We start from the raw sequence: 22,180 nt of genomic DNA, 5'->3' as shown, positions 1-22,180 counted from the left end.
TCGGGATGAGGATGATGCAATGGGCGGCCGGCCTGGCGCTGGCGACGGCGGCCCCGGCGCTGGCGCAGCAGGGACCGGTGGTGCGCGTCGACAGCGGTCGGTTGCAGGGGCTCCGCGAGACCAGCCAGACCGGCGACGGTGCCGGCGACATCGCGATCTTCCGCGGCGTGCCCTTCGCCGCCGCGCCGGTGGGCGCACGACGCTGGCAGCCACCCGCGCCCGTGCCGCACTGGTCCGGCATCCGCCAGGCGACGCAGTTCGGCGCCCGCTGCATGCAGCAACCGCTGTTTGCCGACATGATGTTCCGGTCGCCCGGCGTCAGCGAGGATTGCCTCTTCCTCAACGTCTGGACACCCGCGCGGCTCGGCCGGCAGCCGGCGGCCAAGCTTCCGGTGCTCGTCTATATCTATGGCGGCGGCTTCATGGCGGGCGATGGCTCCGAGAAGCGCTACGACGGCGCGGCTCTGGCACGGCGGGGCATCGTCGTCGTCACGCTGAACTACCGGCTCGGTGTCTTTGGATGGCTTGCCCATCCGGCGCTGACCGCCGAATCGCCGCGGCATGCCTCGGGCAATTACGGCTTGCTCGATCAGGTGGCGGCGCTCTCCTGGGTACGTCGCAACGTCGCCGCCTTCGGCGGCGATCCGGATCGTATCACGATCGGCGGCGAATCGGCGGGGTCGATGTCGGTCAGCGCGCTGATGGTGTCGCCCTTGTCGCGCGGATCGATCGCAGGCGCGATCGGCGAGAGCGGCGCCGTGATGCACCGCCTGAGCCCTGTTTCCCTCGCGCAGGCGGAAGCGCAGGGCGCGGCGTTCGGCGTGGCCGCGGGTATCCCGCAGTCGAACGCCCCGGCGACCGCGGCGGCGATGCGGGCGCTGTCCGCCGACCGGCTGCTGGCCGCGCAGGGCGCCGCCCGTGACCTGATGCTGCGCCCCGTCATCGACGGCTATGCGCTGACCGAGGCGCCGGAGGCGACCTTTGCCGCGGGGCGCGCGGCGCGCGTGCCGCTGCTGGTCGGGACCAACTCGCAGGAGGCAGGGGCCGCCGCGCTGCTCGGCGCCGCCACGCCATCGGTGTCGACCTATCGCACGGCGCTTGCGGCGCGGTTCGGCGCACAGGCGGATGCGGTCTTCGCGCTCTATCCCGCCGCGTCGGACGCGGATGTCGTCCCTGCCGCCACCGCGCTGGCGAGCGACGCCTTCCTCGCGCTGCCGACGTGGATGTGGTTCGACCTGAGCCGTCGCACCGGCGCGCCGACCTATCTCTATCATTATGCCCATGTCCGGCCGCGTGCGCTCGCCGATACGTCCGGCGCGCCGCCGGCGTGGGGCGCGGTGCACAGCGCGGAAATCGAATATGCGCTCGGCAATCTCGACGTGAACCCGCTCTACGCCTGGACCGACGCCGACCGGCGGGTATCGGCGACGATGAGCGGCTATTTCGCCGATTTCATCAAGACGGGCGATCCCAATGGCCCCGGCCTGCCGCATTGGCCCGCCGCCACCGCCGATACGGCCGCCATCACGCGCCAGGTGATCGACGTCGACACGCACAGCCAGCCGTTCGTCGAGCAGCGCCGCTACGTCGCCGCGACGCCGCTCCTGCTCGGGATGAAATGACGCCTCAGCTCAGACCATAGCGCTTCGCACGGTCCGCCAGGCGCCGATCGAGTGCGAGCGCGGCATCGCGATCGCGATCGGCGTCCGCCGTCCGGCCCTGCCGCCGCTCGGCCAGGGAGCGGATGTACAGCGACCAGGCGAGTTTGGGATTGAGCGCCAGTGCAGCGGTGAGGTCGGCGATCGCCGCCGCGTCGTCGCCGCGTCGGAACGCGAGGAGCCCGCGGGAGTCGAGATAGCTCGCATTGCCCTTCACCGCGCGCACGGCCGCGTCGCAGTCGCCCCGCGCCTTGTCGAGATCCTTGTTGGCCAGCGCGCGCGCCCAGCACCGTCCGTTCTGCGCGACGCTGCGCTGGCTGTCGTCGTGGTGCGTCGCCAGCCATATGTCATATTGGCCGATGGCGGCGTCGAACGCGTCCGCGCCGGAATAAAGCTGCGCGACGTGCAGCCGCTCCATATCCTCGCGCGGCATCGCGGCGCTCAGCGCGTCGAGATCGGCGATCGCGCCTTCCGGGTTGCCGGCACGCAGCCGCACCTCCGCGCGCAGCAGGCGCGCGCGCCGATCCGCCGGGTCGAGCGTCAGCACGGTGTTGAGGTCGTCCATCGCGAGGACCGGGCGCCGCGCTGCCAGATAGGCCAGTGCCCGCTGCAGCGGGAAGCGAGGATCCTTCGGCGCAAGCGCCATGGCATGCGAATAGGCCTCGATCGCGCCGGGCAGGTCGCGTTGCGTCTGCGCCATCGCGCCGCGGCGGCTATACCCCTCGGCATCGGCCGGTTCGGCCCCCTCGGTCGCGCCACCCTGCACCGCGATGTTCGTCGTCGCGTCGACACGCGTGCCCGTGCTGAACAACCTGCCGCCGGTATAGGTGAAGTACATCCGGTGCTGCGCGTTGGAGACATAGATACGGTGCGACACGAAATAGTCGGCGCCGAGCAGCATGTCGGTGTCGAGCGGTCCGAGGTCCGCCATGCGCAGCCGCACGTTGTGCAATTCCTCGTCGCCGATCTTGAGCAGCTTGAAATGTCCGATCCAGCCCTGGACGACACGGCTGCCGAGGCCCGATTCCCAGCCCGCCTTCTCGACGCCCGGATCACCCGGATGGACCCCGGCTCGCGCAGCCGCGCGCAGGGTCAACACCGTCTGCGGCGCCCCGGTATCGAACGTCGCCCGCAGCTTCGCGCCATCCAGTTCGATAGCGCCGACGGTGTGGTTGCGCGCTTCCTCCTTGCTCTCGATCGGCAGCATGAAGAACGGTTTGCCCGCCGACCAATAGGCCAACGCCGTCTTGCTGCAGCCCTGCGGCCGGAAAAGGCGCACCGCGCCGCCGGGCAGGTCATATTCGACGTCGGCCAGACCCAGCACATTCTGTCCGATCAGCCCGGTCTGACCGATGTCGCTGCCGCTGACGACGAATTCGACGTTCGGGATGTCCACGCCGGCCAGCCCGAAGTGGCGGACGGTCGCGACGCTCGCCTCGCTGCTGCCGCCGATGCCGTTGACGCGCAGGCCGGGATAGGCGCGCTGTGGCAGGCTCAGGCTCTTCGCGACGGGCGGCGAGATGTTGCTGAAGAAGGCGCCGCTGTCGACGATGAAGGGGGCGGGCTTTCCGTTGATCGTCGTCTGGACGACCGGTCGCAGGCCCTGCATCGTCACCGCCAGTTCGGCGATCTTCCCGATCTTGCAGTTTTCCGCCGCAGCGGGATGTGCGGCGATCGTCGCCACGATGCTGGCGACCGCCGCCACCACCTTCGCCCGCGCGCCGCCCGTTCGTTTCGCCACCGCTCGTCCCCCATGATGGCCCTGGCCGGGCCGGCCGCGGTTCGCGGCGCAGGCGACGCTAGCCCGGGAAGCTGACAATGCGCTTACGACGCGCGGGAATTTTCTCCGATCGCTGCCTCTGCGCGCGCATGCGCGTCATCGAGCGCCGCGCGCAGCCGGTCGACGTCCGTCGCGGCGAGGTCGAAGCGCAGCTCGTGCATCTCCATGCCCGACCGATACCCTTCCGGCCAGATCGCCGTCCGCTCGAATCCGCAGGCGAGGAAAAACGGCGCCACCATCGGCGAGGTATCGACGGTGACATAGCGCGTCGGCGGTTCGGCATGCTCCGCGACGTGCAGCAGCCGCGCGAGCAGCAGCAACCGGCCGAGGCCGGCGCCATGATAGCGCCGGTCCGCCATGCCCCAATAGAGCAGCGCCTTGTTGTAATGATCCCAGATCTCGTAACCGCCGAAGGCCGCGACCTGCGCCCCCACGGTGACGACGAACGCCGGACCATCGGGCTCGTCCAGCGTCTCGGCGAGCCAGCCGCGATCGCCCGCGCCGAAATAGTGCGCCGCGTTGCCGTCGAAGATAGCCAGCACTGCCGCGCGATCGTCCGGCCGGTAGGGCCGCACCGCCACACGCATCCTTGTGCCCTTTTCCAAGCTCATCCCGTCACCTTGCCCGGCATCAAGCGTCCCGGGTCGCGCGTGTCGCCCCCCGCCGCGCCTTCGAGGCGGCGCACCGCATCACCGACGAAAAGGGCAGGACGTGACCGCCCTGCCCCTTCGCCGTTCCGGCGCGCCCGTCCGCTAAGGCTATGCGCACGGTGCACGGGACGGGGGTTCGCCGGCTTACTTGCCGCGCAGCGTGTTGATCAGCGCGATCCCGAGCACGCCGCCCAGAGCCGCAGCGGCGAACGGACGCTCGCGGGCGAACTGGCGGACGTAATCGATCGCCGGACGCACCGCGTCCTTCGCCTCGCCATAGGCCTTCTGCGCCGTACCGCTCAGCTGGTCGGCCTTGCCCTCGGCGCGCAGGCCCTGATCGCCCGTCGCCTCGCCGAGGCCATCCTTGATCTTGCCGCCCAGGTTGGTCGCGGCGCCGGTCAGCGTATCCGTGTTCATCGCTCGTCTCCCTTGTTGCGATCCGAGGCAACGACGACTGTCCCGCCGTTGCCGAGAGCCTCCGGGATGCAACGAGGCATCGCGCGGGGGGTCGGGGGCTGGAAACGCACCGGAAGCGTTCGGGTTGCCGCGCCTCGCCCCCCATGCGCGGCCGCATGCCGCGACGCGCGCGTCATGGCGATCTATGTCGTGCATCACGCCGCGGCCGCCCGATATCGAAGGACGCGTCGGTGCGGCGATAGCCCGCAGCACGATCCGGGAAGCGCTTTTCGGCAGCGCGCGCCCGGCGTGCCGCCGGACGGCAGGAACCGGGGGAAAGCCGACTACCCATTTCCTTGGGCACAAGCCGGCGCTGTCGCGGTCCCGCATGGACAAGCTAATCTTGTCCGCACGCTAGGCCATGCTGCTTGGCGGCACCGCGCCTCCGCTGGCACCTGCTGGAGCATGATCAACGCCCTACCCTCCGCCCGGTCCGCGTCACGGCGCTTCCCGGTGCCGCGACTGCCGGTTGCCGCCCGCATCCTCATCGGCCTCGTCGCCGGCCTCGCCGCCGGCTATTGCGCCGGACCGGAAAACGCCGCCCTTCCGGCTTTCGGGACGATCGGCGGCCTGTGGCTCGATGCCTTGCGCATGCCCATCATCCCGCTGGTCTTCGCGCTGGTCATCACCGGCCTCGGCGGCGGAACCGACGTTGACGGATCGACGCGCTCGGCCCGTCGCGCGATCGTCGCCTTTGCGTGTTTCCTGCTCGCGTCCGCCGTCTTCGGCGTCTCGTTCGGGGCGGCGATGTTCAGCGACTGGCAGGTCGCGGGCCTCGACGCCGTGCGTGGCGGCACCGAAAAGCTGCCGCCCCTGCCCCCGCTGGGCGACACGTTGCGCGCGCTCGTGCCGGTCAACCCGATCGGGTCGGCCGCGAGCGGTGCGATCGTACCCGTGGTGCTCTTCGCGCTGATATTCGCCGTCGCGCTACGCCGCATCGATCGCCCGCGCGCCGCGGCGATCACCGAGCTGTTCAGGGGCGTCGCGGACACGCTGCTCGTGATCATCGGGTGGGTGCTATTGCTTGCGCCGATCGGCGTCTTCGCCCTCGCCTTCGACGTCGCGGCGCGGAGCGGGCTGGCGGTCGGCGCCTTGTTGGCCTGGTACGTGCTGGCGCGGATCATCGGCGGCATCGCGCTGGCCGCCGCCTTCGTCGCGCTGGTGGGGGTGTTCGGGCGGACGCCGCTGCGCGCGTTCCTGCGCGCCGCGCTGCCCGCGCAATCGGTCGCCTTCAGCACCCAATCGTCGCTGGCATCCCTGCCGGCGATGCTGCAAGCCTCGCGCACGCTCGGCCTGCCGGAGCGACAGGTCGGCACCGTGCTCCCGCTTGCCGTCGCGCTGTTCCGCATCAGCGCGCCGACCGCCATCAGCCTCGCCGTGCTGGCGCTCGCGCGTCTGAACGGCATCGATCTCGGTCTTCCCCAGATCATGCTCGTGGCGATACTCGCCGTGCTCAACAATCTGGTGATCGCTGGCCTGCCGAACCAGATCAGCTTCTTCGCGGCCTATGCGCCTGTCGCGCTGGCGGTCGGCGTCCCGATCGACCTCCTGCCGCTGTTTCTGGCCGTCGACACGATCCCCGATATGTTCGCGACGAGCGCGAACGTCACCGCCGATCTCGCGCTCGCGACGCTGCTGACCGAGCGCAGCGCCGCCGCAGACGAGGACTTGGCGCCGTAGCGCGACGGCGGGCGCGGGCGGCGCACCCTTCGCGCGGCAGGCCGTCCGACACGCGTTTCGCCGGGCGGAAAGGGGATCACTCAGCTTGCAGGGGCCGTGGCATATCAAATTCCACAGCCACCGCGCGACAGAAACAGAAGCTGGGAACGCAACCGCATTGCCGCCAGCGGAGCCCGTCAGGGCGGATATGTGGCGGAGACGGAGGGATTCGAACCCTCGGTACGGTTTCCCGTACGACGCTTTAGCAAAGCGTTGGTTTCAGCCACTCACCCACGTCTCCGGCTGCGGCAGGATCGCGGCTATAGCGGCGGTCCGCCGGGGGATCAACCGGGCTCGTTGCGGCAACAGGACGCAAATTCGCCCCTAGCCGAGGCTTCGTTCATTGCCCCGCAAGCGCGCCGGTGGTTTACCGTGCGCGTGACGGGGTCTGACGAGGGGCAAATGACATGAAGCGCGTGATCGGCTTTTCTGCGCTGGCGGCGCTTCTTGCCAGCGGTGCCTCGGCCCAGGTGGCGACCATCGACCCCAATCGTGCGATCGACGGCGATCTCGCGACCAGCGCGCCGCCCGCCCGCCAGTCGGCCCGCCCGGTCCGCCCCTCCCCTGCGCCGGACACTGCGACTTCCGCGCAGCCGCAGCCCGGCTTCGACGATTCGGCGCCCGCCGCCCCCCCGCCGCCCGTCGATCCCGCGACCGCCCAGCAACAGGCGCGCGCCGAGGCGACACAGCGTGCGGATACGACGTACGAACGCGAAGACCTGCTGGCGGCCGGCGAGGGCGTGTTCGGCAAGGGCGCCGCGGGCCTGGCCGGCATCCTCGAGAAGGTCCTCAAGGAACAGGGGCGACCCAACGCCTATATCGCGGGGCGCGAGGCGGCCGGGGCCTTCGTCGTCGGCCTTCGCTACGGCTCGGGGATCATGTCGCACAAGGTGGAAGGGCAGATGCCCGTCTACTGGACGGGGCCGTCCGTCGGGTTCGACGTCGGCGGCGACGCCAACAAGGTCTTCGTGCTCGTCTACAACCTCTACGACAGCGAGGAGCTGTTCCACCGCTTTCCCGCCGCGGAAGGCCGACTGTATCTCGTCGGCGGGTTCGCCGCGACCTATCTGCGGCGCGGCAATGTCGTGCTCATCCCGATCCGGCTGGGGGTCGGCTATCGCGCCGGCGTCAACGTCGGCTACATGAAATTCACGCACAAGGCGAAGTGGCTGCCCTTCTAGGCGCGATCCACGTGCGCGAGGCGGCGCCGGCCCGATTGAGCCTCGCTGGATTGGCCCCTAGAATCTGATCCACGCAGCCGGAAGCGGCACCGCCTCGATTCAGCCTTGCCGGATCGCCCGTTAGGCGGCGGCCGAAAGGGTCATGCCTCCAACCGCCAGGCCAAAGTGCGCCCCGCCAGGAACGGCACGACCGCCGTCTCGCCCGCGCCGGTCATCGCCGGAACCTCCACCGGCGTGCGGATCAGCGTCACGCTGCCCTCGTTAAGCGGCAGGCCGTAGAAGCGGGCGCCATGCTCCGCGGCGAACCCTTCGAACCGGTCCAGCGCCCCTTCCTCGTCGAACACCTGCAGATAGGCCTCGAGAGCGAAGGGCGCATTGTAGATGCCCGCGCAGCCGCACCCCGATTCCTTTGCGCCGACGACGTGCGGTGCGCTGTCGGTCCCCAGAAAAAACCGCGGACTGCCCGACACCGCCGCCTTGCGCACCGCCAGCCGATGCGCCTCGCGCTTGGCGACCGGCAGGCAATAGGCATGCGGACGCAGACCGCCTTCGAAGATCGCGTTGCGGTTGATGATCAGATGCTGGGGCGTGATCGTCGCGGCGATCGGGTGATCCGCCTGCGCGACGAACGCGGCCGCCTCCGCCGTGGTGATATGCTCCATCACGATCTTCAGCGCGGGATAGGCGCGGATCAGCGGCGTCAGCACGCGCTCCAGGAACACCGCCTCCCGATCGAATATGTCGATCGCCGGGTCCGTGACCTCGCCATGGATGAGCAGCGGCATGCCGATGCGCTGCATCGTTTCGAGCACCGGCCCAAGCGCCAGCACGTCGGTCACGCCATGTGCGGAGTTGGTGGTGGCGTGCGCGGGATAGAGCTTGCACGCGGCGAAGACACCTGTCTCATAGCCGCGGCGAATCTCCGCCGGATCGCTGTGATCGGTCAGATAACAGGTCATCAGCGGCACGAACCCGCTGTCGGGCCCGACGGCCTCCAGGATCCGCGCGCGATAGGCTTCCGCCGCGGCGACGTCGGTCACCGGTGGGGTCAGATTGGGCATGACGATGGCGCGGGCGAACTGGCGCGCGGTCGCACCGGCCACGGCCTTCAGCATCGCGCCATCGCGCAGGTGGACGTGCCAGTCGTCGGGGCGGCGGATGGTCAGGCGGTCGGTCATGCCGGCGTCCTAATGCCGCCGGGCAAAATGCGCCAGCCGAACGCCGCGGCGCCCGGTGTGACATGATCCGATGCCGTGGGAGGGTCCCCGCGCTCCAGCACCACGCGGCTTTCAGGTGGCCCCCTCCCTCCCTATGTGATGCCGATGAACGCCACGATGCTCGCCGACCGTTCGCTGCTGCGCCTCTCGGGTGACGGCGTGCGCGACTTCCTGCAGGGACTCGTCACCAACGACCTGAACCTGTTGGCGCCCGAGGCACCGCTCTGGGCAGGGCTGCTGACGCCGCAGGGCAAGGCCTTGTTCGACTTCATCCTCTGGGACGACGGTGACGCGGTCCTCGTCGACGTAGAGTCGGGCCAGCGTGATGCGCTGGCGCGTCGCCTTGCCATGTATCGCCTGCGTCGCGCCATCGCGATCGAGCCCGTCGAGGACCGGCGCGTCCATTGGTCTCCGTCCGACGGCCCCGGCCCGGCCGATCCACGCCTGCCAGCGCTCGGCCGCCGCTGGATCGCGCCGGCGGCGGCGGTCGCCGACGGCTGGCACACCCATCGCCTGTCGCTCGGCGTCACCGAGGGCGTTGCCGAACTCGGCAGCGGGGAAACCTTGTGGCTGGAATGCAATGCGGGCGAACTGCATGGCGTCAGCTTCACCAAGGGGTGCTATGTCGGGCAGGAAAACACCGCGCGCATGCATCACCGCAGCAAGGTCAACCGCCGGCTCGTCGTGGCGCCGCTCGGCGAACCCGGTGAGCGCACGCGCACGACCTATCCCGATCGCGGCGTGATGGTCGAGCATCGCCGGGTCGACGCGCTCGGCGACGCACTCGTCCCGGCCTGGCTGGAAGGCGCGCTGCGCGAGGCTTAGTATGTGATCCAGCAAGGCTGGATCGGCGCGGTTCCGGCCCTCACCCCCACCCGACCGCCCACACAGCGTATCGTGGATGGGCGGTCGGGTGGCTGAGAGGGCCGGCACCGCTTCCACGCACGTGGATCAAACTCTAGCAGAGCGACGCGGTCGCATCGAGCCGGAACGGCCGTATCAATTCTGGACGGGGAACCGAGCTCAGCGCCCGACGGCGGAATAGGTGAAGCCGAGGGCTTCGACGTCGTCGCGGCGATAGATGTTGCGCAGGTCGACGAGGACGGGGGCGGCCATGGTCTGCTTGAGGCGGGTGAGGTCGAGCGCGCGGAAGGCGTCCCATTCGGTGACGATGACGACCGCGTCGGCGCCCTGCGCGGCTTCATAGGCGTCGCTGCAATAGGCAAGGTCGGGCATCATCCGCTTCGCCGCGTCCATGCCCTCGGGGTCATAGGCGCGCACCGTCACCCCGGCATCGCCGAGCGCCTGCGCGATCGCGATCGCGGGAGCATCGCGCATGTCGTCGGTATTGGGCTTGAAGGTCAGCCCGAGCAGCGCCACCGTCTTGCCCTTGGCCTCGCCATGGCCCCGCTCGCCGAGCGCGGCGAGCACCTTGCGGCCCATCGCGCGCTTGCGGCTGTCGTTCACCTTGACCACCGCCTCGACGATGTGGACCGGGCTCTCGAAATCCTCGGCGGTCTTGAGCAGCGCCAGCGTGTCCTTGGGGAAGCACGAGCCGCCATAGCCCGGCCCGGCGTGCAGGAACTTCTTGCCGATGCGGTTGTCCAGCCCGATGCCGCGGCTGACGTCCTGCACGTTCGCCCCCACCGCCTCGCACAGGTCGGCGATCTCGTTGATGAAGGTGATCTTGGTCGCCAGAAAGGCGTTGGCGGCATATTTGATCAGCTCGCTCGTGCGCCGGCCGGTGAACAGGATCGGGCTCTCGTTGAGGTACAGCGGGCGGTAGACGCCCTGCATCACCTTGCGCGCGCCCTCGTCGTCGGTGCCGATGACGATGCGGTCGGGCCGCTTGAAGTCGCCGATCGCGGCGCCCTCGCGCAGGAACTCGGGGTTGGAGACGACCTGGACGGCGACGTCCGGGCGCTTCTCGCGCAGGATCGCCTCGACCTTGTCGCCCGTGCCGACCGGCACCGTCGACTTGGTCACCACCACCGTCGGCCCCGTCACCGCCGCGGCGATCTCCTCCGTCGCCCCGAAGACATAGGACAGATCGGCATGCCCGTCGCCACGCCGCGACGGCGTGCCCACCGCGATGAAGATCGCATCCGCCCCCGCAACCGATGCCGACAGGTCCGTCGTGAAGCTCAGACGACCCGCCGCCACGTTCTTCGCGACCAGCGCCTCCAGACCCGGCTCGTAGATCGGCATCCGACCCGCCTTCAGCGCCGCGATCTTCCCCTCGTCCTTGTCGACGCAGGTCACCTCATGCCCGAAGTCCGAAAAACACGCCCCCGATACCAGACCCACATAGCCCGAACCGATCATCGTAATGCGCATGTGTCATCCATCGCTGGAGAGGCAGGGCCGCAGGCCGGCCGCAGAGGATCCGTCGGCCTCTAGGCGGCAAAGACCGGGGCGGCAATGCCACGCGACGCGCGCCGGTCGGCCGCAAAGCCCGGCGGCGGGGTGCGTCGGCAAACGGACAAAGAAAAAGGGAGGCCGGCGATGCCGACCTCCCCAATTCTTCGAAACCGTCTGGTTCGGTAGGAGGCTTATTGCCCCGCGCCCGGACCGTAGGTGATCTCGACGCGACGGTTCTGGACCTCGCGGACGCCGTCCGCGGTCTGAACGCGAAGGCGGGTTTCGCCGTACGCCTGGGTCGACACGACACCGTCCGGGATCGCATGCGACGTCAGGTACGCCTTCACCGCGTCGGCACGGCGCTGCGACAGACCGACGTTGTACTGGGCCGAGCCCGAGGTGTCGGTGAAGCCGGCGACCATGACCTGCGCATTGCCGCAGCTCTGATACTGCGTCACGGCGTTGTCGAGGATCGACGCTGCTTCCGGCGTGATGTCCGACTTGTCCCACTCGAAGAACACGATGAACGGTCCCGGCGAGCAGACCGCAGGCTCCGCGACCGGCGGCGGCGGCGGGGGCGGCGGGGGAGGCGGCGGCGGCGGCGGAGGCGGCGGCGGCGGCGGGGTCGGCGATCCGAAGTTGTAGGTCACGCCGCCCAGGATGCTGTGCGAACGATAGCGACCGTCGAACGTACGGTTCGAAACGTCGACCAGCTTGACGTTGTCGGCGTTGAAGAAGCGATACTTCAGCGTCGCGTCGATGTGGTCGGTCAGCGGCGCACGGATGCCGGCGAGGCCCTGCCACGCGAACACGGTGTCCGAGTCGTCGAGGAAGTTGCCGCGGGTGTTCAGGCCGTACTTGGCCTTGACGCGCGCGACACCGACACCGCCGCCGACGAAGCCTTGGATGCCGTCGTCAGCACCGAAGTCGAGCAGGCCGTTCAGCATGAAGCTGAGCGCCGAGGTCGAACCACCGGCATAGTCGTACTGGCCGGCGGCCGAGTTGCCCAGGCCAGCCGCGGTGTAAGTCGGCGTGGTCAGGGTCGAGCGGTAGCTGTCGACGGTGGCACGGCGATAGCCGACCTCGGTCTCGACGCGGAAGCCGCCGAAGTCATAGCCGACGACGCCATCGACGTCATAGCCATAGTTGTGGTTGACGGTACCCGCCTTGGCAGTCGCACCGATGTCATAGTCGATATCTTCGACAATCATCGCGCCGCCTTCGATGCCGACGTACCACGACTTGTCGCGGGCGAGGGCAGGAGAGGCGAGAGCGGTGGATGCCAATGCCAGAACGGCAGCAAGCTTCCGCATAGAAGTCCCCTTTCTTGAGTGTCACTACGGACAGCGCAAACTCACTATCTGGAGCTTGGTTTCCGCGCAAGCGCACAAAAGGATCGGGCTGTTGCCGAAAAGCCACATCGTCATGCCGCGATCAGGCCATGTCGGCGCAGCGCAGCGAGTATCCCGGCGATCGCGCCCCGGGCTTCGGCGTCCGCGATCGAGCCGCCGGCGGGGTCCGCAATGGCCGCGCCGCGGGCACCGACCACGGGCAGGCCATCGATCATCAGCCGCGCGCCAGAAACGTCACCATCATGCCACATATCCCCATGGTAAGTGATTGTTCTAGAGGCGAAACTATTCCAGACGGTCATGTCCTCCCGGGGTTCTACGAAGCGCCAGCCCGCGGTCGTCCATCCTGCGATCGCGCCCGCCCTGCCAAGCCAGGCGCCGACCGGCGCCTGGCCCACGATCCAGCAATCGCCCGGCCGGGGATCGGCGGGCGGCGCGTCGACGCCCAGGCCGATCACCGCCGCGCCGAGCGCCAAATCAATCGTGACCAACGCTTCGTTATGCGTGATTTCCTTGCCCGCCTGACCGGCCGCGAGCAGCGGCAGCGCGAATCGGTCCGTTGTGAAGTCATTCATCCGACATGCCTTTCCATTTCGAGGCGGGCCGGCGCCGAGGTCGCCAGCGTGCCGCATTGCACCACGCTGACGCGCCCCCCGGGCCCGGGCAGCGCATCGGCGTCGATCCGCAGCCGCGGTTCGGCGGTCGCGATCGTGCGATCGGCACCGTCGCCGCGCAGCGGATCGGACAGCGTGACGCGATAGGCCTCCCGTTCCTCGCCAAGCGGCGCATCCAGATCGTCGGCCCAGGTCCATCCCGAGCGGCTCCGCCGCGTCCAGCGCAGCGTCGCGCCATCGGCATCGCGCTCCAGCGCGAGGTGGACGGGCGGCGGCGGCGCCACCGACCGGCCGTCCAGCCGCACCGCGGCGGTCGCCGGCGCGTCGCCGTCGCCGACGCCGCTCGCCATCACCCGGACCGTCCGGCCGATCGCGTCCGCCGGTAGCGCCAGCACCGTCGTCGCCGCCGCCTCGATCAGGACGAAGGAGGTGCCCTCCCCCTGCGTTCCGATCGCCGCCTCCGTGCCGCGCAGCCCTCGCCGGAGCAGCTCCAGCCGCCAACGGCCGGGCGCGATCCGTGTCGCGGTGCCGAACTGCAGCAGCTCGTCGCCGACCAGCGCCAGGTTCGCGCCGCGTGCCCAACCGGCCCCGTCCGCATCGGCCAGCGCCGCGCGATCGTCCGGGAACCGGACCTCCATCCGGCTGGCGCGGTCGATCAGTCCCGGCGCCGCGCAAACCGGGGGAATGGCGACGACGCCGAGCAGCGCGGGCGCCGCCGTCGCGCCGATCGCGACCCAGCTCGCGCCGTCATCCAGGCTGTAGAACAGGCTCGCCTGCCGCCACCCCGGTCCGGTGCCCGCCGCGAAGATCGACACGCGCGGCGCGGAAGCCGGCACGTCGTCGAGCCCGGGAAGCTCCACCACCGACAGCAGTGTCCGGCCGATCGTCAGGTCGGGTGCCGCCAGCACCCTGCCGCTGCTCGCCGCGGCGGGGTGCGGCAGGTCGGCGGGGGGCTCCAGCGTGAGCGTCGGCGCCATCGCCTCGATGCGCACCCGCACGACGCGCCACGGCACCGCGTCGAGCGTAACGCACTGCCCCGGTACCACCCCGATCGCGTCGAGCCCGGCGGCGATGTCCCGTCGCGTCCGCGCCGCCTCCGCGCGCGCCAGCATCGCCGCGGCGATACCCTTGGCGCCGGGCGCGTCGATCACCGCCGGCAGATCGATCCGGTCGCCGCGCACACCCGGTCCGCCGCGACGCACGCGCTGCACGCCGATCTGATAGTCCCGCGCCGGATCGTGGTGCGCGACCGCGATCTCGCGCGGCACGCCGTCGGCGGCGGCGACGCTGCGTCGCCCGGTCCCGACGGGCCGTCCCGCCGCGAAACCCGCGTCGGTCAGCACGGGTGCGTCCGCCCGCTCGCCGCGGACCAGCCGCCCGCCATCGGCCCGCCACCAGCCGCCGTCGATCGCGGTCAGCGTCTCCAGCGTGCCCCGCACGCTGCCGCTTGCGGCGAAACCGCCCAGCATGACGCCGCCGTCAGCCGCCACTTCCGGGCACAGCGCCGCCGCGATCGCACCGCTGGCCATCGGTCCGTCATCCGCCTCCACCTCGAAGGTCAGCGAGGGAATACGATTGCCGAACCGCTCCAGCGGCAGCCGCTCGAACACCGCATAGGCGATCCCGCGATAGGCGGGCGTCGCGTCTTCCGCCGAGGCGATCAGCGGATCGGCCGGCTGGTCCTCCCCGCCGCGATGGAGGCGAAAGCCGGTCGTCAGCTTCCAGTCGCCCGCCGCGCCGCGGATCAATTGCCCCTCGGCCCAGATCCGCCCCACCGACCGGATCGGCCGTCCCGAGAGCGCGACCGCGAACGAGGCCGCATAGCTGTAGCGGTTCGTCCCGCCGCCGCCCTTGCCGCCCCCCGCGCGTTCACTGGTCTCGATCAGGTCGGTCGCCCAGATCACCGTGCCCGCGACCCGGATGCGCCCGAACAGCTTCGGGATCGTCGTGCCATAGCTCGACGTCTGGACGGCCAGTTCGGACAGGCGGGGGCCGTCGCGCGCGGGTGCGCGGAACAGCCTCTGGTCCACGCCCTGGCCCAGCAGCGAGCCGATCGCGCCGCCGACCGGCCCGCCCAGTGCCGTTCCCACCGCGGTCAGTATCAAGGTCGCCATCGTCACCCTCCCCACTCCGCCATGCCGGCACCCGCCAAGCCCCCAGCATCGGCCAGTCCGCCGCGCCCCGGCGTTCGACGACCCGGCCCAATCCGGCGTCCGCATGGACGATGCCGACCGCCGTCCGCACGGCGAAATGCAGTTGCCCCGGCCCGGCCACGAAGAGCAGTATGTCGCCGGGGCCCGCGACCGCCGTACGTTCCAGCACCGCGTCGAGCCGGGCCACCACGGTCGCCGCGACGCCGCCGCGCAGCGCATAGCCCGTCGGAACGCCGCCATCCCATCCGTCCGCGCGCAGCGCGGCGACCGCCACGCCCAGGCAGTCCGCGCCGGCACCATCGCGGCCGTGGAGGCGGAAGCGCGTGCCGATCAGCGCCCGCGCGGCGGCCGCCCCCGCCTCACCCACCGGGGTAACGCGTCAGCAGGTCGATGCCCGGCAGATGCGGCTCGCCCCGGAAGTTCGCGGCATTGCCGAACCGGCCTGCGCAGGTGGCGAGGCTCTTGTCGCATCCCTCGGCCAGTTCGACGAGCGCACCGGGCGCGACGGCAAAGGCGGGCGGCTGCGCCAGTGCGACCGTCCGCCCGTCCGACGCGGCGATCGCCTGGTCGAGCCCGGCATTGGCACCGCCGAACCAGCGCAGCCGCCCATCGGCATAGGCGCCGCCCGACGGTTCGTCGGCATCGACCGTGATCATCCGCCCGGCCGCCGCGACGACACGAACGAACCGCCGCCGGCCCGCCATCGCGATGCGGCAGCGCGTATCGCCCAGCTCGGCACGGCATTCCGGCGACGTCTCCTCTGCCACCGGCAGCGCCAGCGCCGCCGTCACCCCCGCCAGTTCCGCCGTGAACCCACCCTGCGCGAGCTCGACCGCGCCGATCGTCCCCTCGCCCAGCTCCGCGACGACCGTACCGTCCGACCAGTCGACCGCGAACACCCGCACCCGCGCGCCGTCCCAGCGTCCCGCGATCAGGTCCGTCTCTCCGATCGCACCGCTCGTCAGCGCGCCCGCGACGTCCATCGTGTCCGGCTCGAGTCCGGCCGCCCGCACGACCGCGGACGGCGTCATCCCGGGCGAGGCCCGGTGGATCAGACCGTCGATGGTCAGGTCGCGGTCGTGCGCGGTCAGGCCGATCGCCACCCCGTCGCGTCGCTCGACCCGCCAGCACAGGGCGATCGTGCGCAGATCCCCGCTCATGGCCGCACCTCGATCAGCGGCACCGACGGCGCCTCGCCGGCGAGGAAGGTCGCGCGATTGACGGTCAGCCGGTCCTCCGCGAACCGCACCACCACGTCGAAGGTGAAGCTCGCCGTCACCGCCGCGCCCGCCGCCGGCGCGGCGTCCAGCGTCACCACGCCGTCGCCGTCCACCGAAAAGCCCTGCGTGGGCTGGCCGGCGACCGCGATGCTGACGCTGCCCGGGACCGGGCGCACGATGCGCCGCGTCGCCTCGCCATAATGCCGCACCAGCGGGAAGCGTCGCGTCACGCCGTCGCCGGTGCCGATCGCCTCGTCGACGCCGCGACTGTCGAAGGGGTCGCGCAGGCGGAACGCCCGCGCCGGCCCCATCCGGGCGCGAAAGAAGGCGAGCAGGATCGCGACATCCGCCTCGGCGCGCAGGCCGGGGCCGATATCGTAATGCGTCCGCGCCTCCGCCCAGCGGGCATTGCGCTGTTCCGCACCGCCGGCCGCCGTCAGGATATCCGTCGAGAAGGTCGGCGAGACCTGTGCCTCGCGTCCCAGCGCGATCGGGAACAGCACGTCGTCATAGGCCTGCATCGCATCCTCCCCGCCGCCGTCCGCATCGTCGAAACGTATGAAGCCGTCGCGCATCACCTGCGGGAGGGCCCACAGCACCACCGAGGCGACGCCGCGCGCCCTTGCCGCCGCGGCCGCCGCCTCGATCATGGTCCACTGATCGGCTTTCGCGGCATCGAGCACGAACCCGGACAGGTAATGCTGCCGCGCCGGCGGATAGCGCAGCCGTGCCTCCGCCGCCGCGACGCCGCGCGTCGTGGCGACGCTGTCGCCCGCGGTGACCCAGTCGTAATCCTCCAGCTGGAGCACATCGAACGCCGGATAGGCCCAGCCGACCGGCATGTTGGCCCGCTTCGCCTCCGGCGCCGCGGTATCGAGCACCGTCGGCAGGAACGTGAGGAGGTGCGTGACGCAGCCCGGTGCGACCGCTCTGGCCGCCGCGCACAGGGCCGCGGTCGATGCGGCCAGGCAGGCCCCCGCACGATCCAGCGTCGCGCGCTGGTCCGCGCTCAACGGTGCGCGCAGCGTGGGGATCGCCGCCGGTGCGAACGCCGCCACCGCCGCCGCATCGTAGAGGCATGGCCGCCCGTCGGCCATCGTCCACCACCACGGCTCGCCGACCTGGAATTTCGCCGCCAGGCCGGCTGCGACCGCCAGTCCCATGAATGCCGCCGCGACCTGTCGCAGATAGGCCATCGCACCCGCATGGGCGGGGCTGAGCAACGTCGACGGCGGCGTCCAGCCGGTCAGCGCCGGACTGCCGTCGGCGGCGCGCTGCTTCCAGTCGTTCCAGCAATGCGCGTCGAACAGCTCGTAGCTCATCGACCAGATGATGTCATAGCCCAGCGCCTGCGCGCGTGCCGCGAAATCGCGATGCCAGGCGGCGCAGGCGGTGTTGAGCGCACCGCCGGACAGGCTGACGTAATAGCCGCCGTACAGTGCCTCGAGCCGGAAATAGTGGCTCATCCCGACATAATGCGTGATCGCGCCGCGATAGCCGAGATGCAGCGCGTTGCGGAGCAGCCGCGCCGGCGTCAGATTGTAGCTGTCGTCATAGCCGCTGGCGATCTGGAAGACCTGTTCCGGCAACACCGCGTCGCCGATCGCCAGCACCGATCCCGGCCCCTCGCACCCGATGTCGGTCAGCTCGACCCAGGCCTCCTGCGCCACCGGAAGCGGTCCGTCGACACCGTCGTACCCGGGCGGCACCAGCGACACGAACATGCGATCCACGTCGCCCGCCCACACCGGATCCGCCTCGCCCGGCAACAGGAACCCGCCCGCGACACGCGCGAAATCGATGGTGACCCGCGCGTCCTCGGGCGTGCCGGTCGCATAATTCCACAGCCGAACGTACCAGGATCGCGGCTGCCCCAGGCTGTCGCGCCCCTCGATCGTCAGCACCGGGCCGTTGACCGCGTCGAGCGCGCGCACCCCCTGCGAGCGCCAGCGGAAGTGCAGGCGGCAGTCGCGGAAATCGCGCGCGGTCGCATAGCGCAGCAGCGGATGGTCCCAGCGATCCTCCGCCTCCCAGATCAGCCCGGCGAGATCGTCGCGCTTGTAGAAGACCGCATCGACGCGCAGCGCGTCCGACGCGGTCGTCGTCACCGCCGCCATCATCGGGCGCGGAAAGTTGACCGTCCAGAAACGCGGGTCGAACCGCGTCACCACGCCTTCGACCTGCCCGGCCCGCGCGCGGCACAACCAATGCCCCATGGCGCGTGTCTCCCTGTGATTGCGATCGCACGGAAAAGGCGGCGATCGCCCTTTCGCCCGGGACAGGCCGGCCGGACGTGACCGCCTCACCCCTCCAGCGCGGCCTTGACCGCGCGCGCCACCTGCCGGCTCGATTGCTGCAAAGCCGCCGGCGCCGCGCCGGGCTCCGCGCGCACGGTGATGGCGACTCGTAAGTCGCGTGCCGCGGCCGGCGGCGACGGTTCCACCCGTCCGGCGCTGGTCGGCACGAACAGTTCGGGGCCGCGCTCGCCGACCATATAGGCTTGTCCCGGCGACACCGGACCGCCCGTCGCGCGCCCGGCAAGGCCGAGCAGGCTTACCAGCGCCCCGCCCAGCGTCTGCGCCTGGCCGCCCGTCGCCGCGCCCACGCCCGCCCCGATCGCCGCACGCGCGATCTCGCCGAGCGCGGCCAGCGCCACGCTCTTCAACTGGTCGAAGCCGAATGCGCCCTGTTTGGCCGCGCGCAGCAGCGCGGTCTCGATCGATCGCCCCGCCCGCATCGCACCCAGGCCCAGCGTGCCCTCCAGCGTGCCGCGCATCGCCTCGACCTCGCGCGCGAACGCGCCCGTATCCAGCCGTACCCGCGTCGCCATCGTCTCCAGGTCATCCATCGGGATGCTCCTTCTGCAACCGCGCAATCAGCGCCGCATCGGCGGGCGGCACCGTTGCGCCCTGGGGCGCAGCGACGCCCGCGACCACGGCGGCGATCTCCGCCGGCGTCGCCTGCCAGAAGGCGTCGGGGCTCCACCCCAGCCCCGCCCCGACGATCCCCGCCAGCCGCGCCGCCCCCTCCCCGAACGTCGACATTTCAGCGCCCCGCCAGGATCTGGCTCAGCAGCACGCGCAGCACCGGCGCCAGTTTCGCCAGCCCCATCGCCGCCAGCGCCTCGCCCAGCACCTCGCGCGTCACCCCCTCCGGCACCTCGCGCAGGCAATGCCAGAACAGCGCCACCGTCTCGGCGAGCGACAGTCTGCCCGCGACGGCGCGTTCGACCAGCGCGAAGAGCGGCCCCAGTTCGCCCTCCGCCGCGACCAGCGCCTGGAAGCTGGGGCGCAGCACCAGGTCCGTGCCGTTGACCCGCACGGCCGCCTCGCCGCGCATCGGATTGGCCGGCGCCGTCATGCCGCCACCACCGGGCCGGCGCTCTCCAGGCTCAATGTGTACGAGCGTTCGCCGTTGAAATCGCCCGCATAGTCCAGGCGCGTGACGAGGAAGCGCCCGGTCAGGCTGTCGCCCCCCTCGAAGCTCAGCCGATAATCGTCGGTCGTGCCGGCGAGCGCATTGCCCTTGATCCGCGCTTCCGCCGCCGATCCGGTGAAGACGCCCGCGCCCGACACGCTGACGCTGCGCACGCCGGCGCCGGACAGCAATTGCCGCCAGCCGCCCGAATCCTTGGTGGTCACCACCACCGTCTCGCCGTTGATGCTGAGCTGCGTCGTGCGCAGTCCCGCCACCGTCGCGAAGACGGGGTTCGCCCCGCCGTCGCCGACCTTGAGCAGAAACGCGCTGCCCCGTTCCACTGCCATATCCCGTCTCCCTTCGTTGTCATGCGGTGCGGGCCCGTCACCCGTTCGCGCGGTACAGGCGCACCGCGAATTCGGTCATGCCGGTCCAGCGCCGCCCTTTGCCCACGATCCGGCTGCGCGAGAGCGCGACGCTCGCCAGCCGCCAGCCGCCCGCGCCGAGGTCCGTCGGCATCGCGTCAACCGCCGCTTCCACCCCCGCCAGCAGACGGCGCAGCCGGTCGGGTGCCTCCCCCTCGTCCTCCGCCGCGATCACGATCGTGCCGCCGCGCCCGCTCAGGCCCGCCGCGTCGATCGCCGCCAGCACCGGCTCGCCGACCACCGCATAGGGCAGCGCGGCGCGCACCGGCGGCGCATCGAACACGCGGAGCGGCGCGAGCTGGCGGAGCATGGCCGCGCGCAGCGCCTCGCCCGCGCCGTTCACAGCCGCACCTGACGATAGGGCCGCAGCAGCGCGGCGACCGCCGCGGGCGGCTGCGCGTCCGCCTCGCGATGCTCGAACAGATGCGCCGCGATCAGCGTGACGCCCGTCGCGACGGGCCCCGGCAGGTCGCCCCAATCGCCCAGCCCCGCGACATAGCTGATCGCCACCCGCCCCGCCGCGCCGGGCGCCAGCACGCGCACCCAGCCGACGCCGCCGCTGTCGATGTCATAGCCATAGGCCTCGACCGGCAGCACGAACGGCGCGCCCTCCGCCGGCAGGCCGACCGCGCCAGTGATCCCGGCGACCGGCGCCCGCGCCAGCCGCTGCCAGCCGTTGCCCGCGCCGATCACCGCTTCGTGCGTGCGCCGGATCCAGGTCCGTCCGCAAAAGTCCTCCGCCACGCCGAGCGCGCAGTCGGCGCATCGCGCCATCACCGCATCCGCCTCGACGCGCAGATATGCGCCCGCCGCCGCCGCCGCATCCGCGACCGCCGCGGCGGGAAATGCCCCCTCCGCCATTCGCGCCTCCCGCCTTCATCGCTCCGCCCGTGCGAGGGAGCGGCGCCCGCCCGGCACCGCCCCCCCTTCGGGCGGCCCCCGCCCGGACCCACCCCCTCGCCCGTCGCCTCACGCCGCCGCGAACTTCATCAGCTTGATCGCCTCGCTGTCGGCGACGCACCCACCGATGCGCCGCGTCGCGTAGAAGCTGACGAACGGCTTGTTGGTATAGGGATCGCGCAGGATCGCGGTCTCGCTGCGCTCGGCGATCAGATAGCCGGCCCGGAAATTGCCGAACGCGATCGACAGGCTGTTCGGCGCGATGTCGGGCATGTCCTCCGCCTCGACGACCGGATAGCCGAGCAGCGTCGCCGGCTGCCCGCCCGCCAGGCTCGGCTGCCACAGGGGAACGCCGTCGCCGCTCTTCAGCTTGCGGATGCGGGCCAGCGTCGCGGCGTTCATGACGAAGCACGCGCCCTGCCGGTACGGCGCGCGCAGGCTCTGGACCAGATCGACCAGCCGCTCGTCCGCGCCCGCGCCGAAATCGCCCGCGCTGCCCGTCGCCAGATATTGCAGCGTCCCCAGCGGCCGCGCGCCGTCCTTCGCCGCCGCGGTCGGCGCCTGCAGGAACCCCTTGGGACGGTTGACGCCGCTGCCGTTGACGAAGGCCGCGCCCTCCGCCCTGGCGAATTCCTGGCCGATCTCGCCCGCCAGCCATTGCTCGACGTCGAACGCCGCGTCGTCCAGCATCGCCTGGCTCGCGCTGGGATTGGCGTATAGCTCGCCCATCGGCGGCACGAGTTCGGCGAAGACGGGCGTCGCCGTCTCGGGCCGCGCCGCGGTCTCCGCCGCCCAGCCGGACGGCGTCCCGCCGGTGGTAATCAGCTTGCGATAGCCCGCCGACCCGACCTGCACCACCTGCGCGATGCCGCGGATCGGCGAGATGGTCTTCATCACCGACGCGATCTGCGCGTCGATCTCGCGCGGCACCGCATAGCCGCCGGCGTCGCCGCTGACGCCGGTGAACGCCTTCATCTCCAGCGTCGCGCCGCTCCGCACGAAGCTCGCGAACGCCCCGCTCTCTTCCGCCCGCGCGCCGTCCAGCGCCGGCCTCTCGACCACGTCCATGCCTTTTCT

General features: G+C 71.1%; 21 protein-coding genes and 1 tRNA gene. 4 read left to right on the top strand and 18 right to left on the bottom strand.

The features are described 5' to 3' along the window. Positions 1-5 precede the first annotated feature (5 nt). Positions 6-1,622 carry a carboxylesterase/lipase family protein gene (locus tag IQ292_RS05625; RefSeq protein ID WP_203309305.1) on the top strand — a complete coding sequence of 539 codons (1,617 nt, stop codon included), beginning with the start codon at positions 6-8 and terminating at the stop codon, positions 1,620-1,622. Between the two features lie 4 nt (positions 1,623-1,626). Here the strand turns inward: IQ292_RS05625 and IQ292_RS05620 are convergent, their stop codons facing one another. From IQ292_RS05620 to IQ292_RS05610, 3 genes are all read right to left on the bottom strand, one after another. Then, positions 1,627-3,399: an aspartyl protease family protein gene (locus tag IQ292_RS05620; RefSeq protein ID WP_338057591.1), complete on the bottom strand. Its 1,773-nt coding sequence runs from the start codon at positions 3,397-3,399 to the stop codon at positions 1,627-1,629. 83 nt (positions 3,400-3,482) lie between these two features. Next, a complete protein-coding gene (locus IQ292_RS05615) occupies positions 3,483-4,049 on the bottom strand; it encodes a GNAT family N-acetyltransferase (protein WP_238940805.1) in 567 nt (188 codons plus the stop codon). Positions 4,050-4,232: 183 nt separating this feature from the next. Further along, positions 4,233-4,505, bottom strand: coding sequence for a CsbD family protein (locus IQ292_RS05610; RefSeq protein WP_203309304.1), 273 nt, complete (start codon positions 4,503-4,505; stop codon positions 4,233-4,235). Between the two features lie 444 nt (positions 4,506-4,949). On the opposite strand from IQ292_RS05610, the gene IQ292_RS05605 reads away from it, so the two are divergent. Further along, complete coding sequence (locus IQ292_RS05605) at positions 4,950-6,224, top strand: dicarboxylate/amino acid:cation symporter (RefSeq protein ID WP_203309303.1); 1,275 nt, start codon at positions 4,950-4,952, stop codon at positions 6,222-6,224. Positions 6,225-6,414: 190 nt separating this feature from the next. On the opposite strand, the gene IQ292_RS05600 is transcribed toward IQ292_RS05605, so the two are convergent. Next, positions 6,415-6,504: transfer RNA gene (locus IQ292_RS05600), tRNA-Ser, on the bottom strand. 166 nt (positions 6,505-6,670) lie between these two features. On the opposite strand from IQ292_RS05600, the gene IQ292_RS05595 reads away from it, so the two are divergent. Further along, positions 6,671-7,444, top strand: coding sequence for a DUF1134 domain-containing protein (locus IQ292_RS05595; protein WP_203309302.1), 774 nt, complete (start codon positions 6,671-6,673; stop codon positions 7,442-7,444). A 140-nt stretch (positions 7,445-7,584) separates the two neighbouring features. Here the strand turns inward: IQ292_RS05595 and pyrC are convergent, their stop codons facing one another. Next, a complete protein-coding gene (gene pyrC, locus IQ292_RS05590; protein WP_203309301.1) occupies positions 7,585-8,622 on the bottom strand; it encodes a dihydroorotase in 1,038 nt (345 codons plus the stop codon). Positions 8,623-8,766: 144 nt separating this feature from the next. On the opposite strand from pyrC, the gene ygfZ reads away from it, so the two are divergent. Then, complete coding sequence (ygfZ, locus tag IQ292_RS05585; protein ID WP_203309300.1) at positions 8,767-9,486, top strand: CAF17-like 4Fe-4S cluster assembly/insertion protein YgfZ; 720 nt, start codon at positions 8,767-8,769, stop codon at positions 9,484-9,486. A 198-nt stretch (positions 9,487-9,684) separates the two neighbouring features. Here the strand turns inward: ygfZ and IQ292_RS05580 are convergent, their stop codons facing one another. From IQ292_RS05580 to IQ292_RS05520, 13 genes are all read right to left on the bottom strand, one after another. Continuing rightward, the gene (locus tag IQ292_RS05580) at positions 9,685-10,998 is read right to left on the bottom strand and encodes a UDP-glucose dehydrogenase family protein (protein ID WP_203309299.1); all 1,314 of its coding nucleotides are present in this window, start codon (positions 10,996-10,998) and stop codon (positions 9,685-9,687) included. 215 nt (positions 10,999-11,213) lie between these two features. After that, positions 11,214-12,335 carry an OmpA family protein gene (locus IQ292_RS05575; RefSeq protein WP_203309298.1) on the bottom strand — a complete coding sequence of 374 codons (1,122 nt, stop codon included), beginning with the start codon at positions 12,333-12,335 and terminating at the stop codon, positions 11,214-11,216. A gap of 110 nt (positions 12,336-12,445) precedes the next feature. After that, positions 12,446-12,949: a DUF2793 domain-containing protein gene (locus IQ292_RS05570; protein ID WP_203309297.1), complete on the bottom strand. Its 504-nt coding sequence runs from the start codon at positions 12,947-12,949 to the stop codon at positions 12,446-12,448. Next, positions 12,946-15,102, bottom strand: coding sequence for a GTA baseplate fiber-binding domain-containing protein (locus IQ292_RS05565; RefSeq protein WP_203309296.1), 2,157 nt, complete (start codon positions 15,100-15,102; stop codon positions 12,946-12,948). Before IQ292_RS05565 ends, IQ292_RS05570 begins: the two co-directional genes overlap by 4 nt. A 398-nt stretch (positions 15,103-15,500) precedes the next feature. Further along, entirely contained in the window at positions 15,501-16,301 is an 801-nt protein-coding gene (locus tag IQ292_RS05560; RefSeq protein WP_203309295.1) for a DUF2163 domain-containing protein, read from the bottom strand. After that, complete coding sequence (locus tag IQ292_RS05555; RefSeq protein WP_203309294.1) at positions 16,298-18,577, bottom strand: DUF2460 domain-containing protein; 2,280 nt, start codon at positions 18,575-18,577, stop codon at positions 16,298-16,300. Before IQ292_RS05555 ends, IQ292_RS05560 begins: the two co-directional genes overlap by 4 nt. A gap of 86 nt (positions 18,578-18,663) precedes the next feature. Further along, positions 18,664-19,209, bottom strand: a complete 546-nt coding sequence (locus tag IQ292_RS05550; protein ID WP_203309293.1) for a tail tape measure protein — start codon at positions 19,207-19,209, stop codon at positions 18,664-18,666. Next, complete coding sequence (locus tag IQ292_RS05545; RefSeq protein ID WP_203309292.1) at positions 19,202-19,405, bottom strand: phage tail assembly chaperone; 204 nt, start codon at positions 19,403-19,405, stop codon at positions 19,202-19,204. Before IQ292_RS05545 ends, IQ292_RS05550 begins: the two co-directional genes overlap by 8 nt. A gap of 1 nt (position 19,406) precedes the next feature. Continuing rightward, positions 19,407-19,721 carry a gene transfer agent family protein gene (locus IQ292_RS05540; protein ID WP_203309291.1) on the bottom strand — a complete coding sequence of 105 codons (315 nt, stop codon included), beginning with the start codon at positions 19,719-19,721 and terminating at the stop codon, positions 19,407-19,409. After that, entirely contained in the window at positions 19,718-20,125 is a 408-nt protein-coding gene (locus IQ292_RS05535) for a phage major tail protein, TP901-1 family (RefSeq protein ID WP_203309290.1), read from the bottom strand. The genes IQ292_RS05540 and IQ292_RS05535 overlap by 4 nt, the downstream gene beginning before the upstream one ends. 37 nt (positions 20,126-20,162) lie before the next feature. Continuing rightward, complete coding sequence (gene gp17 / locus IQ292_RS05530) at positions 20,163-20,546, bottom strand: tail completion protein gp17 (protein ID WP_288937634.1); 384 nt, start codon at positions 20,544-20,546, stop codon at positions 20,163-20,165. Next, positions 20,543-21,064, bottom strand: a complete 522-nt coding sequence (locus IQ292_RS05525) for a head-tail connector protein (RefSeq protein ID WP_203309289.1) — start codon at positions 21,062-21,064, stop codon at positions 20,543-20,545. Before IQ292_RS05525 ends, gp17 begins: the two co-directional genes overlap by 4 nt. Before the next feature lie 108 nt (positions 21,065-21,172). Next, a complete protein-coding gene (locus IQ292_RS05520; protein ID WP_203309288.1) occupies positions 21,173-22,171 on the bottom strand; it encodes a phage major capsid protein in 999 nt (332 codons plus the stop codon). Positions 22,172-22,180: the final 9 nt, after the last annotated feature.

Source organism: Sphingomonas beigongshangi, assembly GCF_016820445.1.
Lineage (GTDB): Bacteria > Pseudomonadota > Alphaproteobacteria > Sphingomonadales > Sphingomonadaceae > Sphingomonas > Sphingomonas beigongshangi.
The sequence above is the reverse complement of the archived record's forward strand: the minus strand, read 5'-3'. Positions and strand labels throughout refer to the sequence as shown.

Coding starts and splice junctions, on each gene's coding strand:
- IQ292_RS05615 (WP_238940805.1), bottom strand. CDS start 4,049: ATGAGCTTGGAAAAGGGCACAAGGATGCGTGTGGCGGTGCGGCCCTAC.
- IQ292_RS05535 (WP_203309290.1), bottom strand. CDS start 20,125: ATGGCAGTGGAACGGGGCAGCGCGTTTCTGCTCAAGGTCGGCGACGGC.
- IQ292_RS05595 (WP_203309302.1), top strand. CDS start 6,671: ATGAAGCGCGTGATCGGCTTTTCTGCGCTGGCGGCGCTTCTTGCCAGC.
- IQ292_RS05605 (WP_203309303.1), top strand. CDS start 4,950: ATGATCAACGCCCTACCCTCCGCCCGGTCCGCGTCACGGCGCTTCCCG.
- pyrC (WP_203309301.1), bottom strand. CDS start 8,622: ATGACCGACCGCCTGACCATCCGCCGCCCCGACGACTGGCACGTCCAC.
- IQ292_RS05550 (WP_203309293.1), bottom strand. CDS start 19,209: ATGGATGACCTGGAGACGATGGCGACGCGGGTACGGCTGGATACGGGC.
- IQ292_RS05610 (WP_203309304.1), bottom strand. CDS start 4,505: ATGAACACGGATACGCTGACCGGCGCCGCGACCAACCTGGGCGGCAAG.
- IQ292_RS05540 (WP_203309291.1), bottom strand. CDS start 19,721: ATGACGGCGCCGGCCAATCCGATGCGCGGCGAGGCGGCCGTGCGGGTC.
- IQ292_RS05565 (WP_203309296.1), bottom strand. CDS start 15,102: ATGGCGACCTTGATACTGACCGCGGTGGGAACGGCACTGGGCGGGCCG.
- IQ292_RS05555 (WP_203309294.1), bottom strand. CDS start 18,577: ATGGGGCATTGGTTGTGCCGCGCGCGGGCCGGGCAGGTCGAAGGCGTG.
- IQ292_RS05520 (WP_203309288.1), bottom strand. CDS start 22,171: ATGGACGTGGTCGAGAGGCCGGCGCTGGACGGCGCGCGGGCGGAAGAG.
- IQ292_RS05570 (WP_203309297.1), bottom strand. CDS start 12,949: ATGAATGACTTCACAACGGACCGATTCGCGCTGCCGCTGCTCGCGGCC.
- IQ292_RS05580 (WP_203309299.1), bottom strand. CDS start 10,998: ATGCGCATTACGATGATCGGTTCGGGCTATGTGGGTCTGGTATCGGGG.
- ygfZ (WP_203309300.1), top strand. CDS start 8,767: ATGAACGCCACGATGCTCGCCGACCGTTCGCTGCTGCGCCTCTCGGGT.
- IQ292_RS05525 (WP_203309289.1), bottom strand. CDS start 21,064: ATGGCGGAGGGGGCATTTCCCGCCGCGGCGGTCGCGGATGCGGCGGCG.
- IQ292_RS05625 (WP_203309305.1), top strand. CDS start 6: ATGAGGATGATGCAATGGGCGGCCGGCCTGGCGCTGGCGACGGCGGCC.
- IQ292_RS05575 (WP_203309298.1), bottom strand. CDS start 12,335: ATGCGGAAGCTTGCTGCCGTTCTGGCATTGGCATCCACCGCTCTCGCC.
- IQ292_RS05545 (WP_203309292.1), bottom strand. CDS start 19,405: ATGTCGACGTTCGGGGAGGGGGCGGCGCGGCTGGCGGGGATCGTCGGG.
- IQ292_RS05560 (WP_203309295.1), bottom strand. CDS start 16,301: ATGAGCGGGGATCTGCGCACGATCGCCCTGTGCTGGCGGGTCGAGCGA.